This is a genomic window from Sediminibacterium roseum (assembly GCF_009939005.1).
GTDB classification, from domain to species: Bacteria; Bacteroidota; Bacteroidia; order Chitinophagales; family Chitinophagaceae; genus Sediminibacterium; species Sediminibacterium roseum.
Genome location: NZ_JAACJS010000002.1, coordinates 893472 through 914952, shown reverse-complemented (window position 1 = coordinate 914952; position 21481 = coordinate 893472). Strand labels below are relative to the sequence as shown.

Sequence of the window (21481 nt, the reverse complement as noted above, 5' to 3'; positions counted from 1 at the left end):
TTTGTGATCTTAGAGATTTTCAGATTGAACGTAGCCCTTTCCGATAAGGATATACTTGTTGTCTGGTGATTTCTTTTTAGGGACCGTTATTCTAAAATCAAGTCCTTTATCCGTACACGCAATAGCAAAGCTATCGGGTGTTTCTTTCCGTAGTTGTGTACCATCAATCCTCTCCCAATCCCATTTTTCGTTCCTATGCCAGATCTTTTTATTACGATGCTGATCGATCAGGTAATGAAAACTGTTTTCGGTTATGCCGATCCATTCAAGAAACTGGGGCAGGTTACGTGGTTGGGTTATTCCATATTCTTTTACCAGTTCTACTCCTTCATCGCGGGAAATTCTTCCAAAGCGGATTTCTCTTGAGGCATGATCAGTGATCTTGCCATACCCGTGTTTTACGTATTTGATATAATCGTGAACATCCGAATAATTGAAGCAATCCACATCATTATAACGATCGAATGTCCCTGTTTGCGGAGCCGTTTCATAATTATACAAACCGAGCATTTGTTCATGCTGCGCCTTGGTATCCCACCGCATATAGTTGTTGAGATAAATACCTCTCACGCCGATCCTTTCTATTTCTTTATCATCAGGATAGCGGAATTGTATAACATCCTGCTCAATTATATTGTCGAACTCATTGATCAGGTCATCCGCTTCTATCCCCATTAAATCATGTTCCTTCCTGTATTTTCTTGTCATTTCCACTTCATCGAGGTGTGAGAACATTCCTACCTGGTCAATTCCCTGGTGCGCTCCCCAAATGATCAATGGAATTTTGAATTTCACGGCGACCTGAACCGGATATACGGTTTGCCCCGCAAGACAATGCCAATAGATACTACCAGCTTTCCTTATCGTTGCCCTTGTAATTTTTTTTACCGTCTCCGGATTTACAGTAAGTGTCATGATATCGCAGTCGAATACAATGCGGAGGTTCGCGAGGTTGCGGATACCGAGGTCGGTATTGTAATGCTTGTTGTAGGTAACAAGAAGCGGATTCATGCCATACACGTTCTTTACGGTATGAACAATAAAATAGGAATCCCTTGCTCCACTAACAGGTATGATACAATCGTATGATTTGCCGGAAGTGCTCCTGTAGCTGTCGAAAATCCTTCCAAGCTTTTCCTTACGGGGTTCCCAATCGATTATAGCTTTTTCTTCATGCACCCTGCAGCCGCTGCATATTCCTTTTTCATCAAGGACGATATTTAAAGGATGGTTTTCCGGGTACAGGCACCGCCTGCAATAGTTGATCATATCACTTCTTTTTCTATTCGGATGTATAACATTTCCTCCAATACTTTGTCAGACTTCTTCCTGATCCGCAGATCCTGGTCAAAATCTGTGTCTGTATAATCTGCAAAAGTCTCCAATCGTACGTCCACCTGTTTAATAATGTTTGCTTTCGAAGTATTTACACTGTGTTCAGTAAAATGAAAGAAATTACCCGCACAGGCAGCGGAAATGTTCGTGTCCTTCAATATTTTAATCATATCACCGGCATTTTTCGCGCCGCCGCAGGCGATAACAGGAACGGAAACTTTTTCACATACTGATTTTATCAGTTCCATATCATAACCCCTGTAACTTCCGTCTCTGTCAACAGAATTGATGAATATTTCTCCTGCCCCCAGATCTTCTGTTTTTTTTGCCATATCAGCCGGAGAGATTTCGAGAGGGGTCTTAGATATATAATCATACACACGATACCCCTTATCCGTTTGTACAGCATCTATAGAAACAACAACGCATTGGTTACCGAAAATCTCAGCGGCTTCGGTAATCAACCCCGGTTGATAAATCGCAGACTGATTCAGAGATACTTTATCTGAACCGCAATGCATCAGGTCCTGGATATGGCCCACTTCAGTTATGCCGCCGCCAACAGTAAGCGGAACAAAACATTTCTTAGCGGCATTCCTGATCATCTCATAATCCGGTCCACGCCTCATCCGTGAAGCCGAAATATCCAGCAAAACAATTTCGTCAATACCCCAGGTTGTTAAAAACTCGACTGCAATAGCCGGTTTACCTACGGGCAAATATTTATCAAAGCCGATGCTCTGTACTACAACACCCTCTTTTACGACTAAGCTGGCAACAATCCTTTTTTTAAGCACGTTATATAGAATTAAAAAAACTCCGGAAAAGTTTGAGTCCGTTGGTCTGGCTTTTTTCAGGGTGAAACTGAACGCCAAAAATGTTTTCTTTCTTTACTGCCGCGGTAACTTTTATGCCGTAATCACAGTAGGCCGCTACATATTTTTCCTCGCAGTCGAAATAAAAACTATGATCAAAATAGAAGTTCGCGTTTTGCTGGTTCAGTCCGAATAATTTTTCTTCATTGTTCATTACATCGTTCCATCCTACATGCGGCACCGCAAGTTCTGATGGAAGCTCCAGCTTTTTTACGCGGCCCTCTATCCAGTTAAGCCCTTCATGTATTCCCATCTCTTCAGAAGCCGTAGCCAGCAACTGCATACCCACGCATATCCCGAGGATCGGCTTTTTTTTGGAAAGAACTTCCTCATTCAATATCTCTACAATATTCCTGTCCTGAAGGTTACTCATACATGCTTCAAAAGCACCCACACCGGGAAGAATCAGTGCGTCGGCTTCACGGATCACTTTTTCTTCGTCGGATATCCTGAGATTTTTATATCCCAAGTGTTGTATCGCATTAGCTACTGAATACGTGTTCCCTACACCATAATCAATGATTACTATTCCCGGATCTTTCATAACCCTTTTCCCACTTTGAATTTTGGTGAATAATTTCCTAAAGAATGGCGATTAAACAGTTCCAGGTTTACCGATTTATCTACCTGCTGCCAAAAATCTTCAACTGTAATACCGATGTAATCAGAAAAGCTTTTTATATATTCGGGCGAACACTTACCGTCGTACCTTTCATTAAGTGCAATCCCTTCCTCTCTTGTCATCTTTCCGTTACGTATGTCCTCATTTACGTAATCCGAAATACGTCCGAAGCCATATTTCAGGTATTTAATCATCTGGTTAAGCGTGACCCAGTCTTCATCCAGTGAAGTGATACCCAGGGGATCGCCAATTTCCCATGGTTTTTCGTTCCGGATCTCGAGGCCCCGCAGTGCTGAAAAATTTCCGTTATCTACCAGGGACCAGTCGTTCCAGAAATAGCCAAGGAATGTGATACGCAGATTGGCATCTTCCATTTCTTTTTCCGACGGATATAAATATTGCAGTATATCTTTTGTACCTACTTCTTCGTTTATCAACCAACTGATATCACCGTCACCCAGTGTGTTCATTTTCCTGAGGTTATTGCCATCGCTACCTGTCTTCCCCATGACATTCAAATCTCCCAATTGCAATGCGGCGTTCTCCCCCCACCAGATCAATGGTATCTGGTAAGCGATCGCCAGACGCGGCACACTGCTAAAAAGTGCAAGCTCGGTGGATCTGGCCCAATTGGTAAAATTAAAAAAGCCTTTGTGCATTAACTTTCGCCACAGTTGCGGCGCAGGATTGATCGTGATGCAATCGAACCCATGCGAGATCATATTCGATACATTGTCTACACCCCTTTCCGTTACCTGTTCAGGCGGATAGCTCAGACATACCAACAACGGGTTCATTTTAAGCACATCTTTTACAAAAAAAGCTTGCCGCGTGCTATCCTTGCCACCGCTTACGCCTATTATGCAATCATAACCAGACCGGTTATTCTGTCTTCCGAACTCAACTATCCGATTGAGTTCTTTTCTACGCTCATCCCAATCTACGTTCTGAAGGGACGCATGATACCTGCACGCGGGACATATCCCGTCAAAAAATCTGGTACCAGGACGAGTATCCGGTTGCAGGCAAGTTTTACAATAGATCATTTTGCAGCGAGTACTTCGTTTACAGTAAATACGACCAAATCGAGATTGAGCATCTCGGTGATCTGTTCATCAGTTAAGCGGATATCAAACTCCTCTTCAAGAACTGTAACCAAATTCATATGACGCAATGAATCCCAGACGAGGATGGTATCCGGCGAAGCATCATCACCGATCTGATCAGGCGAGAGCTCGAATACCGACGCCATAATAAGTTTTATTTTATCTTTCATAAGCCATTTTTATATAAGAAAAATCATCTTTAATGACATCGTCGATCATACCTTCATAACTGGCAGTATCGTTCTCTTTCTGCACTTCAGTTAGACCCGCTTCAAGATAAAAATTACTTACCTGATCGTTTTTAGGAGTCCTTTTATATGAAGCGGTTATTCGGGTTATGCTTTCTTCCTTCAGGTGAAGGATGATTTCCTGTATAAATTTCTTTTCAACGCTTCGCCCCAATACCCTGCAGCTCATCAAAAATGAATCAAATTCAGCTTTTTCACCTTGAATATGAACGATTGCAATACCGGTAATCCCAAAATCACCGAATTTATCTTTGAGTCCGAATGCATACACATGATGATCCGGGCTGTTTATAATACCGGTAATTTCAGCTTCCGTGTATCGTTTTGTAGTAAGATTAAACTGATTGGTTTTCTGCGTAAGTTGTGCGATACGTGGCGCAATGTTCGGGTTGTCGGTAAAAAGCGTCATCTCGAGTTCGAGAGATCGAAGGTATTCATCAAGGTTCTGAAATGAACCACGCTCTTCAAGTCGCTGGCTTTGCTCCTTATACATCTTTGCGCGTCCTTTGTCTTCTGCCGATATACTGTTTGCAAAGAAAACGCTTAGGTTTTTTCTCAACAACGCTGCATAGCGATACGTATCCTTGGGAACCTGTATCGTTTTTACTTCGGGAAGATACTGGTTAACCAAATTGATCTCAAAGTCTGAATCGTCTACAAACACAATGCTGTCCACGCCGATATTAAGTTCTTTACTTATCTCACGGAGATTGGTCACTTTATCGTTCCAGTTAACACGTTTTACAGCTATCTCATTTTCTTTCAAATGCATGTCGCCATGGGTATCAAATATTTCTTTAACATCATGCTCATTGTTTTTTGAGTTGATCCCGATTAAAATACCTTGTTTCGCGAGTGCTTTTGCAATATACTGTATCTCTTCATAGAACACCCCTTTGGTATCCGTTGCAGACATCCTGATGCCTGTCGGGCCGTCTTCTCCCACGATTCCGTTCCATAGAGTATTGTCACAGTCAAATACAAGTGCTTTTTTACTTTTACCGGATATTGAAAGGATGTACGGATTGATCATCTGCGAAAGCTCATTGAAAAACTCTATCGTGTACAGCGCTTTTGATGAATAAAAGTTTCTCAGATCAACAGAGCGATCGATTGAGATCCTTGCAAAGATCTTGTCGATATCCAACAACAGGCAATTCGCTGAAATTTTCTCCTCAAGATACCCGTTCAATTCCTGGCAGATTCTGTCGAAGTTGTTTTTTTTGATAAAATAATTATTGAAAACGGCACTGCTGAATTTTGTGATCACAACAGCCGGGGTCTGTTTTATTGATTGCAACACGAGATCAATAGAGTTCTTAACGTTATTTATGAGCAGCGTGGTCTCTTCCTCGTTAAACAATTCAGCACGATACTGTAGTCCGTCTACGATGTTGGCGGCTTCCCATATAATGACCATCAAGTTTTTGTCTTTATACTTTTCACTATCCTGTATAATGTTGTCGTAATCGCCTGAAATACATTTCGCATAAACATCATTGGTTCTGGCAACGTATTCGAGTACAGGGTTTAACTGGTTTGTCATGATATTCGACAGCACAGCGATCTCGTACGAGGTCCGCCCTGTGAACTTCTTTTCCAATACATTATTCTGGAGCAGTATTTCTGAGAATTTCATTTTTACATCATTATTTGACCACCGTTAACCCTTATGGTTTCCCCTGTTATGTAGCCCGATTTTTCAGATGCCAGGAAAGCGATTGCCGATGATACATCTTCAGGCTGGGCGAGCCGCTTTACAGGAGATTTCGCCGCAGCAAGGAGCCTTGCCTTTTCAGGGATACCCGCCAGCAAGTCGGTTTCCGTCATACCTGGCGATACAAGATTCACAGTAATGTTATGAGCGGCCAATTCAACCGCCAACGCTTTTGCAAACCCATTTAACGAATATTTTGCCGCTACATACGGCATGAGTTCCGGTGGTGGTGTTCCTTCGGTGTATTGTGTTGTAACGAAAATGATTCTCCCGTATTTTCTGTTCTTCATCCCGGGAAGGACTCGTTGTACGAGAAAAAAATTAGCTCTCAGATTGATATTGAGATGTTTTTCAATATCGGGCCATTCCAAGTTTTCAAATTTGATATTAGGTATCTTAATCGTGGCGCAATTGACAATAACACTAATCTCGCCAATGCGCCTTTCTGCTTTTTCTACAAGAGCATCAACCGCAGCTTTTGTATCGATACTGCCTTGCAGAGCAACGGCATTGTGGCCTGTTTCAAGAATTGCGTTTACGATCCCGGCTGCTTTCTGTTCATTAGAGTAATAATGAACTGCTATTGCATACCCACTGTTCGCCAACTGCATGCAAACCGACGAACCGATGCCCCCGGTTGCGCCGATTATCAGGGCACATTTTGGGTGGCTGTCAGACTCTGCAGTTGTTTCCTGTTTTTTCACTTCTTCTTCAATAACTTTGACTTTAGCCTTGCCTCCTATAACCTTTTGTTTATCCTGGTTGTAAATGTCCGTCCTCAGTTCTATCGCCCGTAATCTATCATCTTTCCCGATCACTTCTGCTATCACATGAATGGTATCACCGGAACGAACCGGTAAAAGAAAGTCAAGCGATTGAGAAAACCATAATGCCCCATCACCCGGAATTTTTGTTCCGATGATCGTAGATATAAAAGAAGCACTTAGCATGCCATGTGCAACCGGTTGTTTGAAACTTGTTTTAGAAGCATATTCCTTATTAATATGCAACTTGTTATCATCGCCTGTTAGAGAAACAAATTTATCAATATCAGAATCTGTGATCTTTTGGATAATTTCCGCTTTGTCGCCGATATTTATTTCATCGTACCTGCTCATAAGGTCAAGATTTATAGGTAAAGTCTTTTTTCAGCAGGCTGTATAGGTACGCATCCTTATACTCGCCATCCTTATAAATATCCTCCCTGGCTATTCCTTCCTGTTTACAATTAAGCGTACGTGTCATGAGCATTACCAAATCTTTGGAAATGCTTCCTCCGTACACTTTGTTCAGATTAAGTGTATCAAAAGCATGCCGGAACATAAGATTGCAGCATTCTACGAACAACTTAATATTTTGCTCCTTCTTTTCGCCGATGATAATCGAGAATTCACATTTTCTGTTAATGTAATCTATGTTGTTCAGGCTCACAATGCCGATAATCTTATCGTCCCCCGGTTTGCAGATACCTAACTGAATTTTATTGGTTGGTATGGCAATGTTTTTTTCCCAAAAATCCATCTGTGCTTCCAATGTATTAGGGAAATAGTGTTTTTGCAGGGTCCTACTAAGTTCTTCATCATTAAACCAACCGTACCAATTGCTTTCGATCACATCGTTCCTGGTAAGGCTTTTCAGAAAAACATGTTTACCTGACAGGAAAATATCACGTGAATCAATAGACTTACTCATATCACTGTAGATTATTGTGAAGGTTTTTTTCCAATTGTTCTTTTGTCGTGCAAACCTGGCCGATATTCTGTACTTCCAAAGGATCAATAAGACAATTGATAAGTATCCGGATAATTTTTTTTCCAAAGATACTGGCTTCCGCAAGTATATTAGAGAAAATGCCTACCACTATATCCGAAAAGTATAAAAGGTAGCGAGTATCAACTTCTTTAAGACAAACAGATGGAATAGAAGTGTCGTCAAATGCAGAAACGAGATAGTCGTAATTCTGATTGGGATGCAGCTTCACTATAACAGTTATTTTCTTGTCGGTACTGATGTTTTCCAATGCCTTGATAAAAATTGACGCGATTTCTTTTTCATCGGTTCCAAACCGCAGCGCTCCACCAGCATTTGATAAAGGATCGGGAGCGAACGTAATCACGAAATCGTTCGGATCAATGTTGTACGAGCCGAAAAAAGATTTCCTATCGATAATCGGCTCCCAATTCTTAAGAAAAAGATGATAGGGATTTCCAAATATCTCTAGCCGCTCACTTTCAATCCCCTCGTTGAGAGCCAGTTCCTTTGCTGCTTGATCGATAACAAGTATTTTATCGGGCATACAGAAAACATCATCTTTTTTAAACCTTTGAAGTATCTCGGACCAATGGTCTACAAATGAATAGCAGGGTATCTTGCGGTCAGCAGCTTCCTTTATGTACACAAGCTCTATATCCGATGTATAGGAGGTTCCGGTAAAAACAAACTCCGGTTTGAACTCATCGAAATCCGATATCATATCGGGCCTGGATACCACGATGCCAAATTCATTAAAAAATGAATACTCCCTGTCGGATACTACCCTATGGTCTTCCAGTATTCCGGAGAGCTGATTTATAAGTGCCAGCAATGGTTTGGCGCCACCGGGATCGCTGAATACAAAAAGACCGCGTCCTTTTAACTTCGACAATATCACCAGAGCTCTTGTTTATTATCAAATATTTTCTCTATTGCATTGATCACATCCATCATATCCTCTTTCTGCATACCCGGACGCATGAACTCGTGTGTGAACAATGTTTCGAAATGCATTTTCTCCGTTACCGGGCATATGCCTTTGCTGTAATCTATATTTTCAGGATATAGCGCAGGATTGAACGCCCATGCTGCTTTCTGCTGGTATATTGGTTGAAGATAGATGGGTTTCACGTATCCCGCACCCAGCAAAGGAGCAGTTTCGCGCAAGATGGCGGAAGGCACTTCTGCTTTCAACGCTTCTACAAATGCATTCCTGCTGATGCCTGCTTTTTCAACATCGAATTTTACAGGGTACAGGTAATATGTGTGTACCGATCCCTCCGGCTGCGGCGCCTGTGTTTCAAAAGCTGGGAATGCAGCCAGCTGTTCATCAAAAAACGCAACATTTGCCAACCTTTGTTCAATAAGTGATGGCAATTTCTTCAGCTGCTCGATGCCTATCGCGCATTCGATTTCCGTCATGCGGTAGTTGTACCCGATCAGGTTGGTCAGGTCTTGTATGTCGCGCGGCGCGGTTACGTTCTCGCCGTGGTTCCTGATCATCTGGCAACGATCTGCAAGGTTTGCATTGTTCGTGGTGATCATACCACCCTCGCCGGTATGAATGTGCTTATGGTAGTTGAGGCTGAACACACCCAGATCGCCAATTGTGCCTACAAATTTCCCTTTGTATTTGCCCATTGGCGCCTGCGCGCAATCCTCGATCACATACAGGTTGTGTTTTCGTGCTATGGCCATTATCGCATCCATATCGGCCGGGTGGCCAAAAATATGCACAACGAGGATGGCTTTGGTTCTTGGTGTGATTCTCGCTTCAATGCTTGCGGGATCCATACAAAAGGTAACAGGATCGATATCGGCAAACACGGGTATTCCACCATAAACCAGGGGTGCGATGGCACTCGCACTCATCGAATAAGGCGACACGATCACTTCATCACCGGGCTGGATACCGATGGCTCCCATTGCGGTAAAAAGGCCCGAAGTGTTCGAGTTAACCGACACTGCATGCGAAACACCTGACATTTCGCACCAGGCTGCTTCAAATTTCTTTACCGTAGGACCGCCTAGAAAATCAGAAGTCCACGCGCCGAGGTATTGAGAGAGATTACCGGAATCCATCACTTTCATCACCGCTGCTTTCTCTGCTTCGCCAATGGTGTTATATGCAGGAAACAACTTAGTTCGTACCGGTGTTCCTCCTTTGATCGCCAGTTTAGCCATGGTGCTGGTTATTTAATAAATTAAGCATTGTTGTATTTAATTGTAGTGCTTCTAAAAAATTATCGTCGCCCCCTCTTTCTACAAGCGAAATGGCTTTTTGCACAACGGGTAACATGTAGCTGTGTATACATCCATTCCGGCTAAGTTCAGTCTGCAACTGCAGTGGCGCAAGCGGCCCGTTTTCAGCTACAGGCGCTTTGAAAATATCAATCACGTCTCCTGCATTGCGAAATTGTATTTTATATTGTTTGAAATGCAGGTCAATCTCGAAATGCCCGTACCCGATACCCTGTAAGCCAAATATGCCCACATTTGCGCCGATCCATTCCGCATAAGCCGTAAGGGTCGGGTCGTTTTTAAAATGATCGAAATCTTTTCTTGCGGTAACGAACGAAGCCGGTATAAATGGCTGGCGGAAAAGAAATGCAAGTAAATCCAATGCGTGACTGCAATTATTGATAAAACCACGTTGATATCGTATGGAGATGTTCGTCACTGGCTCGTCTATGGTGAGCTTGTCTATGAATGATCTAAGTTCCTTGAAAGCAGGCTGGAACCTGCGCATGTAATTAACCAAAACCTTCGATTCCGACAACGCATACAGCTGCGGCAATTCAACCAGCTCTCCTGCATCAAGCGAAACGGGCTTTTCGCATATGATTACCGGAACACTTTCTTCCATGGCCCGTTTCAGTAAAGGGAAATGCTGTGCCGTGGGTGTACACACAGAAACCACATCATAACCCGATAACTTCAATTCCCCGTTTTGAACCGGCGCGATTTGTCCATGGTATCTCTCTGCCACACGTGTCGCCTGCTCCCTGTCGATATCAAAAAAGAAAACTTCATTTTCGCCCTGCATTGAAAAAGCTTTCGCATGCGTAAGCACAGAATCGGTATTCCAGTCATACATAGCGCCGATGTTGCCACAACCGGCTACCAATACTTTATGCATTTCCAACCTTGTTTCTCGCGAGTAAGAAGGTGTATTTTATTTCTGCCACTTTCCAATCTTCTTCATGGTCGATGTCCTGCACTTCCGATTCCGGCATTTCGTAAGGCACAGTAAAATCTGTAAACAGGCGCTTGTTCTTTTTAAAGCTGTCTACATGCAGAAAATAAAACTGCCCGCAGTCGTGAAATGCCGGCTCGAGGTCCTGCGACCTTGTTTGCATATATTCAGGCCAGTTCATTTTCACCAGTCCGTCAACGATCTTAAACGATCGTAAAATCGGAAACCCGAAACGAACCACCGGAACTACCGATTCTGCACCTGATGAAACGAGTTTATCGTATGCTGTTTTTAGTTTCTCCGCCGTAACAAACGGTGCGGTAGGATAAATGCAGCAGCAATAGTCAAATGTTTGCCCGAGCTTTTCGTAAGATGCCAAAACTTCCATGATCACATCCGCAGTGGTGGCGTGGTCATCCGATGTTCCGGCGGAACGGGTGAAGGGCACTTTAGCACCAAGAGAAGTGGCAATTGCGGCAATCTCACTGTCATCCGTAGATACCATCACCTCGGTAAAACAACCGGCATTCACAGCGGCGTCTATCGAGTATTTAATGATCGGGCTGCCGAGAAATGGCTTGATGTTTTTCCGCGGTATCCTTTTGCTTCCGCCGCGTGCGGTTATGATCGCAAGACAGTTTACCATACTATTATCCAATTAGATCAAAGGTCAACGCCGTCCCTTTTTTTACGGAACGGTTTATTTTTTTCCCAAGCACATTCTCCATGTATTTCGGCGCCATACCGAGCCCGGGCCTGATGATGCGTATGTTCTGCTCTGTAAATACATCCCCTTCATTCATATCTTCCACAACGTATATAGAACGTTTGAAGGTTTTACTTTTCTGCTCATCGGGGAGGATGCCATACTTCACTTCACCAAGACTCAGGAAGCAGCGTTCCGTTTCGTCAACCAGTGAGCGGAACTCATTCGGCTCCATTGAAAAGGCCGAATCAACCCCTCCTTCCGAGCGGTCCAGCGTAAAATGTTTTTCAATCACACGTGCACCCAACGCCACTGCCGCAACAGAAGCGCCGATCCCAAGCGTGTGATCCGACAGACCCACCATGCAATTGAACAGGGTAGCGAGATGAGGTATGGTACGAACGTTTGTGTTCTCAGGCGTAGCGGGATAGGTACTGGTACATTTTAAAAGCACGAGATCCTTACATCCATTGTCGCGCAATGTCCTTACCGCGATTTCAATATCCGCCAATTCAGAAATTCCCGTACTCATGATCACAGGTTTACCTGTTCGCGCTATCTTTTTCAATAATGGCAAATGATTGTTTTCGAAAGACGCCACTTTGTATACCGGCATATCCAGTTCTTCCAGGAAATCGACCGCAGTATCATCAAAGGGTGTGCTGAAGCAGAAGATCCCTTTTTCTTTGGCACGGTCAAACAAGGCTTTGTGCCATTCCCAGGGGGTCATCGCCTCCCGGTACAATTCGTATAAGTTACGCTTATACCACAATGATTTGGGATCTTCTATGCAGAACTCGCCATGCCTGACATCGATCGTAAGCGTGTCTGGTGTGTAGGTCTGTAATTTGACCGCATGCGCGCCCGCGGCGGCGGCGGCGTCCACGATCGCAAGCGCTTTTTCCAGCGATTGGTTGTGGTTGCCACTCATTTCAGCTATTACAAAAGGTGGATGGTTCTCACCGATCTGTCGATTGTAAATCTTAATGTCCTGCATGCAATACCTCTCCTTTTTTAAAAACAATACCGGCATTCGCTTCAAGTTCTTCCAACCTGATACAACCATTGCTGGTTTTGATTACAGGTTGCTCACCACCGGATACGATCAATCCATCCGGGTCGGTATATTCAAAACCTGCAGCATCGAACGCCACTTTGTGTATGATTATTTTTTGATCGTTGTAATAAGTAAATGCACCTGGGTAAGGTTTGGCCAGTGCCCTCACCCAGTTGTATATTCTTTCTTTTTGCCATATCCAGTTGATCGCTCCGTCTTCCGGGGTTCGTTTTCCAAAATACGTTGCCTTGCTTTCGTCCTGCGCTGTGGTTACCAATTTACCGGCCTCCAGCATACCGATCAGTTTTTTCACGATGATGGGGTATCTCTCAAAAAAAGAACCCAATACATCGAACCCCGTGCTGGTTTGATGAATCGGAAGCGATTCCTGGTAAACAATATCTCCGGTATCACAACCATCGTTGATGAGGTGCGCGGTAATACCGGTTTCTTTTTCATTGTTGATGATCGCCCATACATGCGGTGTACGGCCACGATATTTAGGCAATAGAGAACCATGAATGTTAATTGCATATTGCACCGAATGATCAATCACATCACGCTCTATAATAAAAAGATAATTGATGGAAAGGATCACATCAACTTTTCGCTCCGACAGAAACGCCGCAGCTTTTCCATTTCGCGGGTTACCGGCAAATACCGGGATGTTTTTTTCGGCGCACATTTGTACTATTTTCTCAGATTTCTTATCCGTAAGCACAAAATGAACATCCTGTTCGTCGGATATATTCGAAAGGCACAAGGCACCCAATTCTCCGCTCACAAGTAATCCGTATGTCAGTCTTTTCATGCAGCGAGGTTTGTGAAAACTTCTAAAAGCCGTTCGGCGGATCTGCCGTCCACATTTCTTTTCTGGTTCGCAATCACCTTCCCAAGTACCCCAGGATCAACTATTTGCCGGATGCAGTCTGCTATATGCGCTTCAGACGCCGTAATGAAATTGCCTGCGGAAATACAACATCCGTTTGCCAAAAGCTGTTGATGGATGGCATTTTGGTTATCGACCACAATTCCAGAAACCAATCCTGAACGCACGCAACAAATTTCCATTGCAGTTGAACTGGCCGTAGCAAAAGAAACCTGGCTTTCTGCTATGTGCTGCACCATTTCTTTTGCATTAAGGTTTTCATAGTGGCGTATACGGGAAGAAGAATCAGCAGCCAGTACATTGCTGAGTGAAGACCTGTGCGCATAAGCCGCGCCGGTAACAACGTTCAGGCGTTGAATGTAATCAAACGATAGGCAAACGTTTATGATTTTAGTCGTAATGTCGAATGGGTCCGCACCTCCCATGCAGATGAATACGGTTTCGACGGGTGAGATTTTTCTTAATTCTGGTGAAGATGCGGCATGAATGAACTCATTTCTTGCGATCAGGTAATCGAATCCGCTTAGTACGCGGGTGAACGGAGCCGTTCTATAACTGGGGATTTCAGAAAGACCGCCGTGGTTGATAATTACATCGGCGTAGAAAAAATGCATGGCCTTATCATCGATCATGACAAGCTTGTGTACCTTTTTTTTAATCTGTTCCTGGTAGGCGGTATCAAAAAAATAGCCGTCTGAAACAAAGATATCATCCTGCCGTATGATGCCGCTGATCGCTTCCGGCTCTGATTCGATATCCTCTACATTAATGAACACCGCCTCTCCATGTTGCGAAACCAGCTCTTTCACCTTTTCATCGGCATTGTTCACAATAAAAAGATATGAAAACGCCGGTCCCAACATTTCGCTGAGTGAAACACACCGCATGATGTGGCCCAACCCGGTTAACTCACCTCCATCGGCCCGGAAAACGATTCGGTTACTACGCAAAAAAAGTCTTGATTGATGTAATTACGTAATCCTGCTCCTCGTCTGACAGTGCAGGATACATCGGCAAGCTCAAACATCTGTTATAGTATTGTTCGGCCGATGGAAAGTCACCCTGTTTCCAGCCAAACTGTTTGTAATATGGCATAGTATGAACGGGTATATAATGAACCTGGGTGTAAATGTTCTTTTCCTTCAGGAAGTCATACAGCGCCTTGCGGTCGTTAACCTCTATAATATAGAGATGATACGCGTGGCCGGTTACAAGCCCTGAATGTGAAACGATACCGGGCATGTTCGTGAACGTTTCATTGTATTTACGGGCGATGGCTTTCCTTCTCTCCATCCCATTCTCAGCACGGCCGAGTTGTGACAATCCCAATGCCGACTGGAAATCTGTTAACCGGTAGTTATAGCCAAGCTGCTGCATCTCATAATACCATCCGCCATGGTGATCTTCCAATAGCTGCGGGTCTTTGGTGATACCGTGCGTTCGGAGCAGCATGATTTTTTCATACAGTTCCTTGTTATCCGTTGTGATCATCCCGCCTTCGCCACAGGCGATGTGTTTAACGGGATGAAAAGAGAAAACAGAGATCTCGGCAAATTTTCCATTGCCGCAAACCTGTTTCTTCCCGCTTTTGTCTGTGAAATATCCACCCGGTGAATGGCATGCATCTTCAATGATCCACAATCCATGCTCATCTGCGAGCGCGCGCAGTTCTTCGAGGTTCACGGCAAACCCCGCAAAATCAACAGGTATAATTCCCTGAAAAAACCCCTTGGGTTTGGATGCAATGAGCTGACGTACTTTCCCGATATCCATGGTATAGGTTACCGGATCTATATCAGCAAACCATACGGTACCCCCACAATAGCGTACACAGTTCGCGGAGGCAACAAAAGTAATTGGCGAAGTAATTACGTTCGAACTCCCGTTAACACCCAGTGCGAGTGCGGCAAGATGCAGGGCCGTTGTGCCGTTAGACAACGCGATCGCATAGTTACTTCCGCAATAAGAAGCAAATGCATTTTCAAATGCCTGGATCGCCGGTCCCTGCGTGAGCAAATCACTACGTAATACATTGTTCACCGCTAGTATATCTTCATCGGTTATTTGCTGCCGCCCGTATGGAATAATCTTCATATAATATTATGGCTTAAATGCAGGATCAACGTGCTCAACGATCATTTCTCTCAGTTCCTTCACACCTACCCACTCATCGTTTTCGCCAGAATTATACTGGAAACCCTCTTTCACCAACTTGGCTTTTGTTTCAGCGATGTATTCGCCAAGGTCCCATGTAGGCAGGGATGGAAGCACCACATAATATTTACCCAGGTCATAGGTAAAAAACGAATCCGATGAGGTGATCATTTCTTCGTGTACTTTTTCACCGGGCCTGATACCCACCACCTTTATTTCGCATTCCGGTCCGATCGCCTCTGCTACATCCAGTATTTTGTATGATGGAATTTTGGGAACAAAAATTTCTCCACCCCAGGCGTGCTCAAGTGCGTGGATCACCATATCTACACCGGCCGACAAAGTAATATTGAAGCGTGTCATTTTTGGATCTGTGATCGGCAATATTTTTTCCTTTTTCTTGTTGATAAAAAAAGGGATGACCGAACCATTGGATCCCATAACGTTTCCATACCGTACCACCGAAAACCGGATCGGGTTCCATCCGCGGATGTTATTGGCCGCAACAAAAAGTTTATCTGAAGTAAGTTTAGTGGCGCCATACAGGTTGATGGGGGCGCAGGCTTTGTCGGTAGACAATGCAACCACACGTTCTACACCTGTTTCAAGTGCAGCATCAATTACATTCTGAGCACCAAATACGTTGGTCTTTACACACTCTTCAGGGTTGTACTCTGCAATCGGCACATGCTTCATCGCCGCAGCATGTATCACATAATTGACACCCTGGAACGCCCTTTTTACTTTTTCTTTGTCACGCACATCACCGATCAAAAAGCGGATCTGTGGATACTTGGAAACAGGAAAATCCTGAGCCATCTGAAACTGCTTCTGTTCGTCACGCGAAAAAACGATCACGCGCTTTACATCCGGATGGTTGGTAAAGATGTATTTAACCATCGCTTTACCAAACGAGCCCGTACCACCGGTAATTAGAATTGACTTATCTGTGAGTACCATAGTATGTGATTATAATCTTGCGTTAACAATTGATCGTGGGAGGAATGATTTAATATCAAAAATAACCGAGTTGGCGCTTGATTTCAAAGCGTTGTAATCGAGTTCCCTGAACTCCGCATGCGACACGGCAACAATGATGGCATCGTATTTACCTTCTATGTTGCTGATCATTCTAACACCGTATTCTTCCATAACGTCTTCGGCATTGGCATTGGGGTCGAACACATCTACCTTTACTCCAAACTCGATGAGTTCGCGATAAATATCAACGGCTTTCGTGTTACGAATATCAGTCGAATTCTCCTTGAATGTGATTCCAAGGATCAACGCCCGTGATTTGTTGATCGTATGGTCATTTTTGATCAGCAACTTGATCACCTTGTTGGTAATAAAGGTAGACATCATATCATTGACCCTTCTACCACTCAGAATCACCTGTGGATAATAACCAAGTGCTTCAGCTTTGTAGGAAAGATAATATGGATCCACACCTATGCAATGCCCTCCTACCAACCCAGGACTGTAACGCAGAAAATTCCATTTGGTAGCGGCTGCAGTAAGTACGTCGTTGGTATCGATACCCATCCTGTCGAAGATCAGCGCCAACTCGTTCACAAATGAGATATTTACATCCCGTTGCGCATTTTCGATCGCTTTTGATGCCTCCGCTACTTTTAGGCTTGCCGCTTTGTGTGTACCCGCAACAATGATGCTGCTGTACAATCCATCAACAATGTCAGCGATTTCGGGGGTTGAGCCGGAAGTAACCTTTACGATTTTTGTAAGGGTATTTACCTTGTCTCCGGGATTGATCCTTTCAGGAGAATAACCGCAGTAGAAATCGCGGTTGAATACCAGTCCGCTTGTTTTTTCGAGCACAGGTACGCAATCCTCTTCGGTACAACCTGGATACACCGTGCTCTCGTAAATAACGATATCCCCGTTCTTAAGAACCGAACCGATCATGGCTGTTGCTTTTAACAGCGGTTTCAAATCTGGTACTTTAAACTGGTCGATCGGGGTAGGAACCGTTATGATGAATACGTTGTATTTTTTAAGCTCTTCCTGATCGTATGAAAAGGAAAGCTTTATAGCCGACCTGATCTCATCTTCCGATGTTTCTTTGGTGACATCGTAGCCTTGTTTCAGACTTGCAATTCTTTTTTGATCAATATCGAAACCGAGTACCTGGTATTGCTTGCCGAATTCCACGGCCAGCGGCAATCCAACGTACCCGAGGCCTATCACAGCAATTTTGTATTCCGCCAATTTGTTATCCAAAGCCATAGCGTTTTTATGTAAATGAAGAAAACGTTTTCTTATACCAGTAAAAACCGATCAATCCGATCACTGCAATAAACCCACCTAACAGCCCACCCCTGATGAGGTAGTTTAACTTGCTGGGTTTGATGCGCGGCAGGGGCAATATCGGCTCGTCGATGATCTGTATCAGTGGTGTTTCTTTTCGCAGCGACATCCGGGCCACTTCAAGATTCTGTACAAGCTGCATCAACATGGCCGTATTCGTTTGCACATCAATTTGTCTCCTTGCAGACGGCGCCCGCATAATATTCATGGAGGGATTGAGATTGAATACATTGTCTGATGCCGCCGCAACACCCGCAATACCCGAATTCAGCTGCGCGCGGAGTGAATCTACCTGGTGCTGCATAATATCCACCGAAATCTGCGATTTCCTGCTTTTTGTCTGAACATAGAAGTCTGATACCACTTTTGCCAATGTGACCGCAAAGACCTTTGAAAAAAGCTGGTCAGCTGATTTCACATCGATGTAAGTAATGTTGATCTTTTTATCTTTCGGACCAACATTCAATTTTTCAGTGGTAATGTCCTTTTCAATGATCCCAAGCACACTATCCTGCTGCAGCGTAAATTTGCTTCTGTCATCATTTACTTTGAACGAACGGCCGGCAAGCCCGGGAATGTTTTCCCATCCTTTGCGCAGGTCGTACAACTGTATGTAATATTCAGCCAACGAGATCTCACGGCCATTGACGGTAATGGGATTCAATAAGGTTTTTTCTACCAGGCTGCGTGACTTCATCAGTTCAGAAAGATTGGATCCGGAAAATGCGCCGCCTGCACTCCCGCCGAAGTCAAAACCCAATTGGCTCGCCAAACCGCTGATACCGCCACCGCCTTTGGCGTTATCTTCTTCCAGCGCGAAACTGAGCGTGGCAATGTACTGTGTTTTCTGTTTATAGGCATAGTAAAAACCGATGCCGCCGCCGGTAAGACCCAGCAATACAACGATGTACCATTTCCTTCTCAGGTAGAGGAACCATGCTTTTAAAACCGGTACGAACTCCTTGATGGAAAAGCCATCGGATCCGTTTGATCGTTTTAACTCGTTTAACTGCGACATTTTATATGGTTAACATTCATGGCAATACGGCCGGATACTTCGTGTGTGCTACAAACGTAAAAGTGCGAGAACAACCCCTGCCAGGCTGGCCAGAACGCTGGAAAGGCCAATTATTTCAGTCGTACTTAACGGCCGTTTTTCCGGTTTGTAAGGAACAACAATCTCCGCGCCGGCAGTTACTTTAGGCGAGAAACTGAAAAACAGGAAATGCTTGGTAACCGCTGTTTTGCCATTTGGATAGATTACAAATGATTTTCTTTTCATGCTATTGTACGCATAACCTCCGGCAGCATCGATATAATCCTCCAGTTTGTTGCCTGCCCGGTAAGTGATCTGGGTAGGCAGCAATACGGCACCACTAACCTTCACCTGCGCATCGTACCTTGGTATGACCAATTGGTCTTTTTCCTTCATGAAAATATCTTCGATCGAGCCTGGGTGCGAAAGGATATAAGGCAGATCCAATGGAATCTGATCAAAATCCTTCACCACAGTTGTTGAATTGCTGGTGTCGGCCTTTACATCTTTCTGAATTTTCATCGTCTTGTTATTCAGCGCCTCTATTTCCATCTGCGTGCGAAACCTTTTGATATAAGCGCCGGTTAGATCAGCATCCGGCAATGCGCCTCCTGCACGATTGTAAATATCACTCACCCGTTCAGAGATCCTGTTAAGCGTATAAGGACCAGGAAACTGCACCTGCCCGATCACCGTAATCGACTCAGGCAACTGGTAACCCGCTTTTCGTCTTATGGTTACAACATCGTATGGTTCCAATTTTACATTCGCCGCTGCAGATTGCAGATCATCGGCCTCGATCTGTGTAGTGATCAGTTGCGCCGAACGAAAATCATTGGAACTGATGCTATCGCGTTTCAGCAACCTTGATATCTCTATGTTTTTGTAGGCCGCATCTGTAAAACCACCGGCTTTCAGGATCAGGTCTTTTAAAGTAAGGTTAGCGACATAGTTGTATTCGCCTGGCAGCCGGACTTCTCCCTGGATGGTAATTTTGAATTTGTCCTGCAGATCCTGCACCGAAACGATCAGCACCTCATCTTCTCGCTTGAGTACGAAGTTATGTTCAGGATCATTGGAAAGCGCCTTTTTGATATCAAAGGAAAGAATGGACGGCTGCAGGTTGTCCTGCAAACGCATAACCTGCGCACGCCCCGTATAGGCGTCCTCCCGTATACCGTCTGCTTTCCTGATCAGATCGGCAACCGTCATCCCCGGTGTTAAAGCATATACATCAGGACGGAATACGGCGCCGCTGATGCGTACACGGTTCGCAAACCGGTTCAGGATTTTTGATACGATGAAGAGGTCTCCGGATTTGGGTGTATATGTTGTGTATTGTTCCGATGTGATGTCTGTTACTTTTCTTTCCCGGTCGGTTTGCTGGTATACCTTCACGCTGGCGGTGTATGCAGAATCTGTAAAGCCAGAAGCGAATTCTATCACATTTGAAAAATTTTCGCCGGGAAGCAACTCGAATATTCCCGGTCTTTTAACCTGGCCCCTCAGTTCCACGCGTTTTTTATAAGGAGGTATCCTGATCACGTCATTGTCTTTAAGACCAATGTTATCAGACTGGTCTCCATTGAGCAAAAACCTGTATAGATCGATTTTGGTAATAAGTTTGCCGTTACGCATCAATTCGATCTCGCGGAAACTTCCGAATTTAGATGGACCGCCGGCAAGGTATAATACATTGAACACCGTGGTCAACGATGACACATTGAAATTCCCCGGAAAGTTTGCGCCGATCACATTCACCCGTATCGTACGTATTTTAGCGAGTGACAGCGCCAATTTCGATCCGCCGGATTTCAGGTAAGGGTATGCACTGTTGCCCAAAACTGTTTTCAGTTTCTCCGTCGCTTCCTCAAAGCTGAGCCCAGCCAGTTTGATCTGCCCTACATTCGGTATCTGAATGCTCCCTTCCGCAGAGATCCGGTGCTCCCCTTCGTATTGCTGAACGCCATAGATTGAAATGGATACCACATCTGTGGATCCGAGGATATAATTTAACGGAGTTGCCATGTTCAGGTTGGGTTCGAAACTGGGTGCAACCGATGTATAGAGTTCAGAACCAAATATCAATGAATCGATCAACGATCTAGGCCTTTCGGATTGATACTGGGGTTTAGCCGTTGAATCGGAACCGTTGCTGTTGCGATCCGGGTTATTAGGGCCTGAAGATCTGTTTGTAGATGCTGCAATGCGCTGGCGCAGTTTATCAAATTCCCCAAGCGGCATTCCCTTTGAAACGGCTATTTTTTCGGCCTGGTCCAAGGTCATACCCATATTGGTCAACTGCGTTTTGAACTTAGAGATATCAGTCTCAGTGAGCTGGTCAACCTTCAGCTTACTCAGATCCTCACCCCTGAAAAGATCCTGCGCATAAAGGTTTGTTGCAACAAAAAGTAAAATAAATGTCCCGGTAACTTTCAGAAATTTCTTTAGCATAACAGA

General features: G+C 44.3%; 20 protein-coding genes. All 20 read right to left on the bottom strand.

All coding sequences use genetic code 11. The features are described from left to right. Positions 1-9: 9 nt before the first annotated feature. Genes GWC95_RS04050 through GWC95_RS03955 form a run of 20 tightly spaced genes read right to left on the bottom strand, consistent with a single transcriptional unit; the run spans position 10 to position 21475 of the window. Complete coding sequence (locus GWC95_RS04050) at positions 10-1269, bottom strand: N-acetyl sugar amidotransferase (protein WP_202630202.1); 1260 nt, start codon at positions 1267-1269, stop codon at positions 10-12. After that, positions 1266-2132, bottom strand: coding sequence for an imidazole glycerol phosphate synthase subunit HisF (gene hisF, locus GWC95_RS04045; RefSeq protein WP_161817378.1), 867 nt, complete (start codon positions 2130-2132; stop codon positions 1266-1268). The genes GWC95_RS04050 and hisF overlap by 4 nt, the downstream gene beginning before the upstream one ends. A 1-nt stretch (position 2133) precedes the next feature. Beyond that, entirely contained in the window at positions 2134-2754 is a 621-nt protein-coding gene (gene hisH, locus GWC95_RS04040) for an imidazole glycerol phosphate synthase subunit HisH (protein ID WP_161817377.1), read from the bottom strand. Continuing rightward, complete coding sequence (locus GWC95_RS04035) at positions 2751-3878, bottom strand: N-acetyl sugar amidotransferase (RefSeq protein ID WP_161817376.1); 1128 nt, start codon at positions 3876-3878, stop codon at positions 2751-2753. Before GWC95_RS04035 ends, hisH begins: the two co-directional genes overlap by 4 nt. Further along, the gene (locus tag GWC95_RS04030; RefSeq protein WP_161817375.1) at positions 3875-4108 is read right to left on the bottom strand and encodes an acyl carrier protein; all 234 of its coding nucleotides are present in this window, start codon (positions 4106-4108) and stop codon (positions 3875-3877) included. Before GWC95_RS04030 ends, GWC95_RS04035 begins: the two co-directional genes overlap by 4 nt. Next, the gene (locus GWC95_RS04025; protein WP_161817374.1) at positions 4098-5825 is read right to left on the bottom strand and encodes an HAD-IIIC family phosphatase; all 1728 of its coding nucleotides are present in this window, start codon (positions 5823-5825) and stop codon (positions 4098-4100) included. The genes GWC95_RS04030 and GWC95_RS04025 overlap by 11 nt, the downstream gene beginning before the upstream one ends. A 2-nt stretch (positions 5826-5827) precedes the next feature. Further along, positions 5828-7021, bottom strand: coding sequence for an SDR family oxidoreductase (locus tag GWC95_RS04020; protein WP_161817373.1), 1194 nt, complete (start codon positions 7019-7021; stop codon positions 5828-5830). Positions 7022-7025: 4 nt separating this feature from the next. Next, a complete protein-coding gene (locus GWC95_RS04015; RefSeq protein ID WP_161817372.1) occupies positions 7026-7595 on the bottom strand; it encodes a GNAT family N-acetyltransferase in 570 nt (189 codons plus the stop codon). A 1-nt stretch (position 7596) separates the two neighbouring features. Further along, positions 7597-8547, bottom strand: a complete 951-nt coding sequence (locus GWC95_RS04010; protein ID WP_161817371.1) for a hypothetical protein — start codon at positions 8545-8547, stop codon at positions 7597-7599. Between the two features lie 2 nt (positions 8548-8549). Further along, positions 8550-9839, bottom strand: coding sequence for a DegT/DnrJ/EryC1/StrS family aminotransferase (locus tag GWC95_RS04005; RefSeq protein WP_161817370.1), 1290 nt, complete (start codon positions 9837-9839; stop codon positions 8550-8552). After that, positions 9832-10794 carry a Gfo/Idh/MocA family protein gene (locus GWC95_RS04000; RefSeq protein ID WP_161817369.1) on the bottom strand — a complete coding sequence of 321 codons (963 nt, stop codon included), beginning with the start codon at positions 10792-10794 and terminating at the stop codon, positions 9832-9834. Before GWC95_RS04000 ends, GWC95_RS04005 begins: the two co-directional genes overlap by 8 nt. Then, positions 10787-11497, bottom strand: a complete 711-nt coding sequence (gene pseF / locus GWC95_RS03995) for a pseudaminic acid cytidylyltransferase (RefSeq protein WP_161817368.1) — start codon at positions 11495-11497, stop codon at positions 10787-10789. Before pseF ends, GWC95_RS04000 begins: the two co-directional genes overlap by 8 nt. Positions 11498-11501: 4 nt before the next feature. Beyond that, positions 11502-12554, bottom strand: a complete 1053-nt coding sequence (gene pseI / locus GWC95_RS03990) for a pseudaminic acid synthase (protein ID WP_161817367.1) — start codon at positions 12552-12554, stop codon at positions 11502-11504. After that, the gene (locus GWC95_RS03985; RefSeq protein WP_161817366.1) at positions 12541-13425 is read right to left on the bottom strand and encodes a methionyl-tRNA formyltransferase; all 885 of its coding nucleotides are present in this window, start codon (positions 13423-13425) and stop codon (positions 12541-12543) included. Before GWC95_RS03985 ends, pseI begins: the two co-directional genes overlap by 14 nt. Then, positions 13422-14453 (bottom strand): UDP-2,4-diacetamido-2,4,6-trideoxy-beta-L-altropyranose hydrolase, encoded by a 1032-nt coding sequence (pseG, locus tag GWC95_RS03980; RefSeq protein ID WP_262886285.1) that lies wholly within the window; start codon positions 14451-14453, stop codon positions 13422-13424. Before pseG ends, GWC95_RS03985 begins: the two co-directional genes overlap by 4 nt. Next, positions 14446-15597: a UDP-4-amino-4,6-dideoxy-N-acetyl-beta-L-altrosamine transaminase gene (gene pseC / locus GWC95_RS03975; protein ID WP_161817364.1), complete on the bottom strand. Its 1152-nt coding sequence runs from the start codon at positions 15595-15597 to the stop codon at positions 14446-14448. Before pseC ends, pseG begins: the two co-directional genes overlap by 8 nt. Before the next feature lie 6 nt (positions 15598-15603). After that, positions 15604-16617, bottom strand: a complete 1014-nt coding sequence (pseB, locus tag GWC95_RS03970; protein WP_161817363.1) for a UDP-N-acetylglucosamine 4,6-dehydratase (inverting) — start codon at positions 16615-16617, stop codon at positions 15604-15606. Between the two features lie 9 nt (positions 16618-16626). Further along, positions 16627-17904, bottom strand: a complete 1278-nt coding sequence (locus GWC95_RS03965) for a nucleotide sugar dehydrogenase (RefSeq protein ID WP_161817362.1) — start codon at positions 17902-17904, stop codon at positions 16627-16629. A gap of 7 nt (positions 17905-17911) precedes the next feature. Beyond that, positions 17912-19003, bottom strand: a complete 1092-nt coding sequence (locus tag GWC95_RS03960) for a lipopolysaccharide biosynthesis protein (RefSeq protein ID WP_161817361.1) — start codon at positions 19001-19003, stop codon at positions 17912-17914. A gap of 48 nt (positions 19004-19051) precedes the next feature. After that, positions 19052-21475 carry an SLBB domain-containing protein gene (locus GWC95_RS03955; RefSeq protein WP_161817360.1) on the bottom strand — a complete coding sequence of 808 codons (2424 nt, stop codon included), beginning with the start codon at positions 21473-21475 and terminating at the stop codon, positions 19052-19054. Positions 21476-21481 lie beyond the last annotated feature (6 nt).

Excerpts from the sequence above, each read along its gene's own strand:
- GWC95_RS04050 (WP_202630202.1), bottom strand. The coding sequence starts at position 1,269 with ATGATCAACTATTGCAGGCGGTGCCTGTACCCGGAAAACCATCCTTTA.
- hisH (WP_161817377.1), bottom strand. The coding sequence starts at position 2,754 with ATGAAAGATCCGGGAATAGTAATCATTGATTATGGTGTAGGGAACACG.
- GWC95_RS04035 (WP_161817376.1), bottom strand. The coding sequence starts at position 3,878 with ATGATCTATTGTAAAACTTGCCTGCAACCGGATACTCGTCCTGGTACC.
- GWC95_RS04030 (WP_161817375.1), bottom strand. The coding sequence starts at position 4,108 with ATGAAAGATAAAATAAAACTTATTATGGCGTCGGTATTCGAGCTCTCG.
- GWC95_RS04025 (WP_161817374.1), bottom strand. The coding sequence starts at position 5,825 with ATGAAATTCTCAGAAATACTGCTCCAGAATAATGTATTGGAAAAGAAG.
- GWC95_RS04020 (WP_161817373.1), bottom strand. The coding sequence starts at position 7,021 with ATGAGCAGGTACGATGAAATAAATATCGGCGACAAAGCGGAAATTATC.
- GWC95_RS04015 (WP_161817372.1), bottom strand. The coding sequence starts at position 7,595 with ATGAGTAAGTCTATTGATTCACGTGATATTTTCCTGTCAGGTAAACAT.
- GWC95_RS04005 (WP_161817370.1), bottom strand. The coding sequence starts at position 9,839 with ATGGCTAAACTGGCGATCAAAGGAGGAACACCGGTACGAACTAAGTTG.
- GWC95_RS04000 (WP_161817369.1), bottom strand. The coding sequence starts at position 10,794 with ATGCATAAAGTATTGGTAGCCGGTTGTGGCAACATCGGCGCTATGTAT.
- pseF (WP_161817368.1), bottom strand. The coding sequence starts at position 11,497 with ATGGTAAACTGTCTTGCGATCATAACCGCACGCGGCGGAAGCAAAAGG.
- pseI (WP_161817367.1), bottom strand. The coding sequence starts at position 12,554 with ATGCAGGACATTAAGATTTACAATCGACAGATCGGTGAGAACCATCCA.
- GWC95_RS03985 (WP_161817366.1), bottom strand. The coding sequence starts at position 13,425 with ATGAAAAGACTGACATACGGATTACTTGTGAGCGGAGAATTGGGTGCC.
- pseC (WP_161817364.1), bottom strand. The coding sequence starts at position 15,597 with ATGAAGATTATTCCATACGGGCGGCAGCAAATAACCGATGAAGATATA.
- pseB (WP_161817363.1), bottom strand. The coding sequence starts at position 16,617 with ATGGTACTCACAGATAAGTCAATTCTAATTACCGGTGGTACGGGCTCG.
- GWC95_RS03965 (WP_161817362.1), bottom strand. The coding sequence starts at position 17,904 with ATGGCTTTGGATAACAAATTGGCGGAATACAAAATTGCTGTGATAGGC.
- GWC95_RS03960 (WP_161817361.1), bottom strand. The coding sequence starts at position 19,003 with ATGTCGCAGTTAAACGAGTTAAAACGATCAAACGGATCCGATGGCTTT.
- GWC95_RS03955 (WP_161817360.1), bottom strand. The coding sequence starts at position 21,475 with ATGCTAAAGAAATTTCTGAAAGTTACCGGGACATTTATTTTACTTTTT.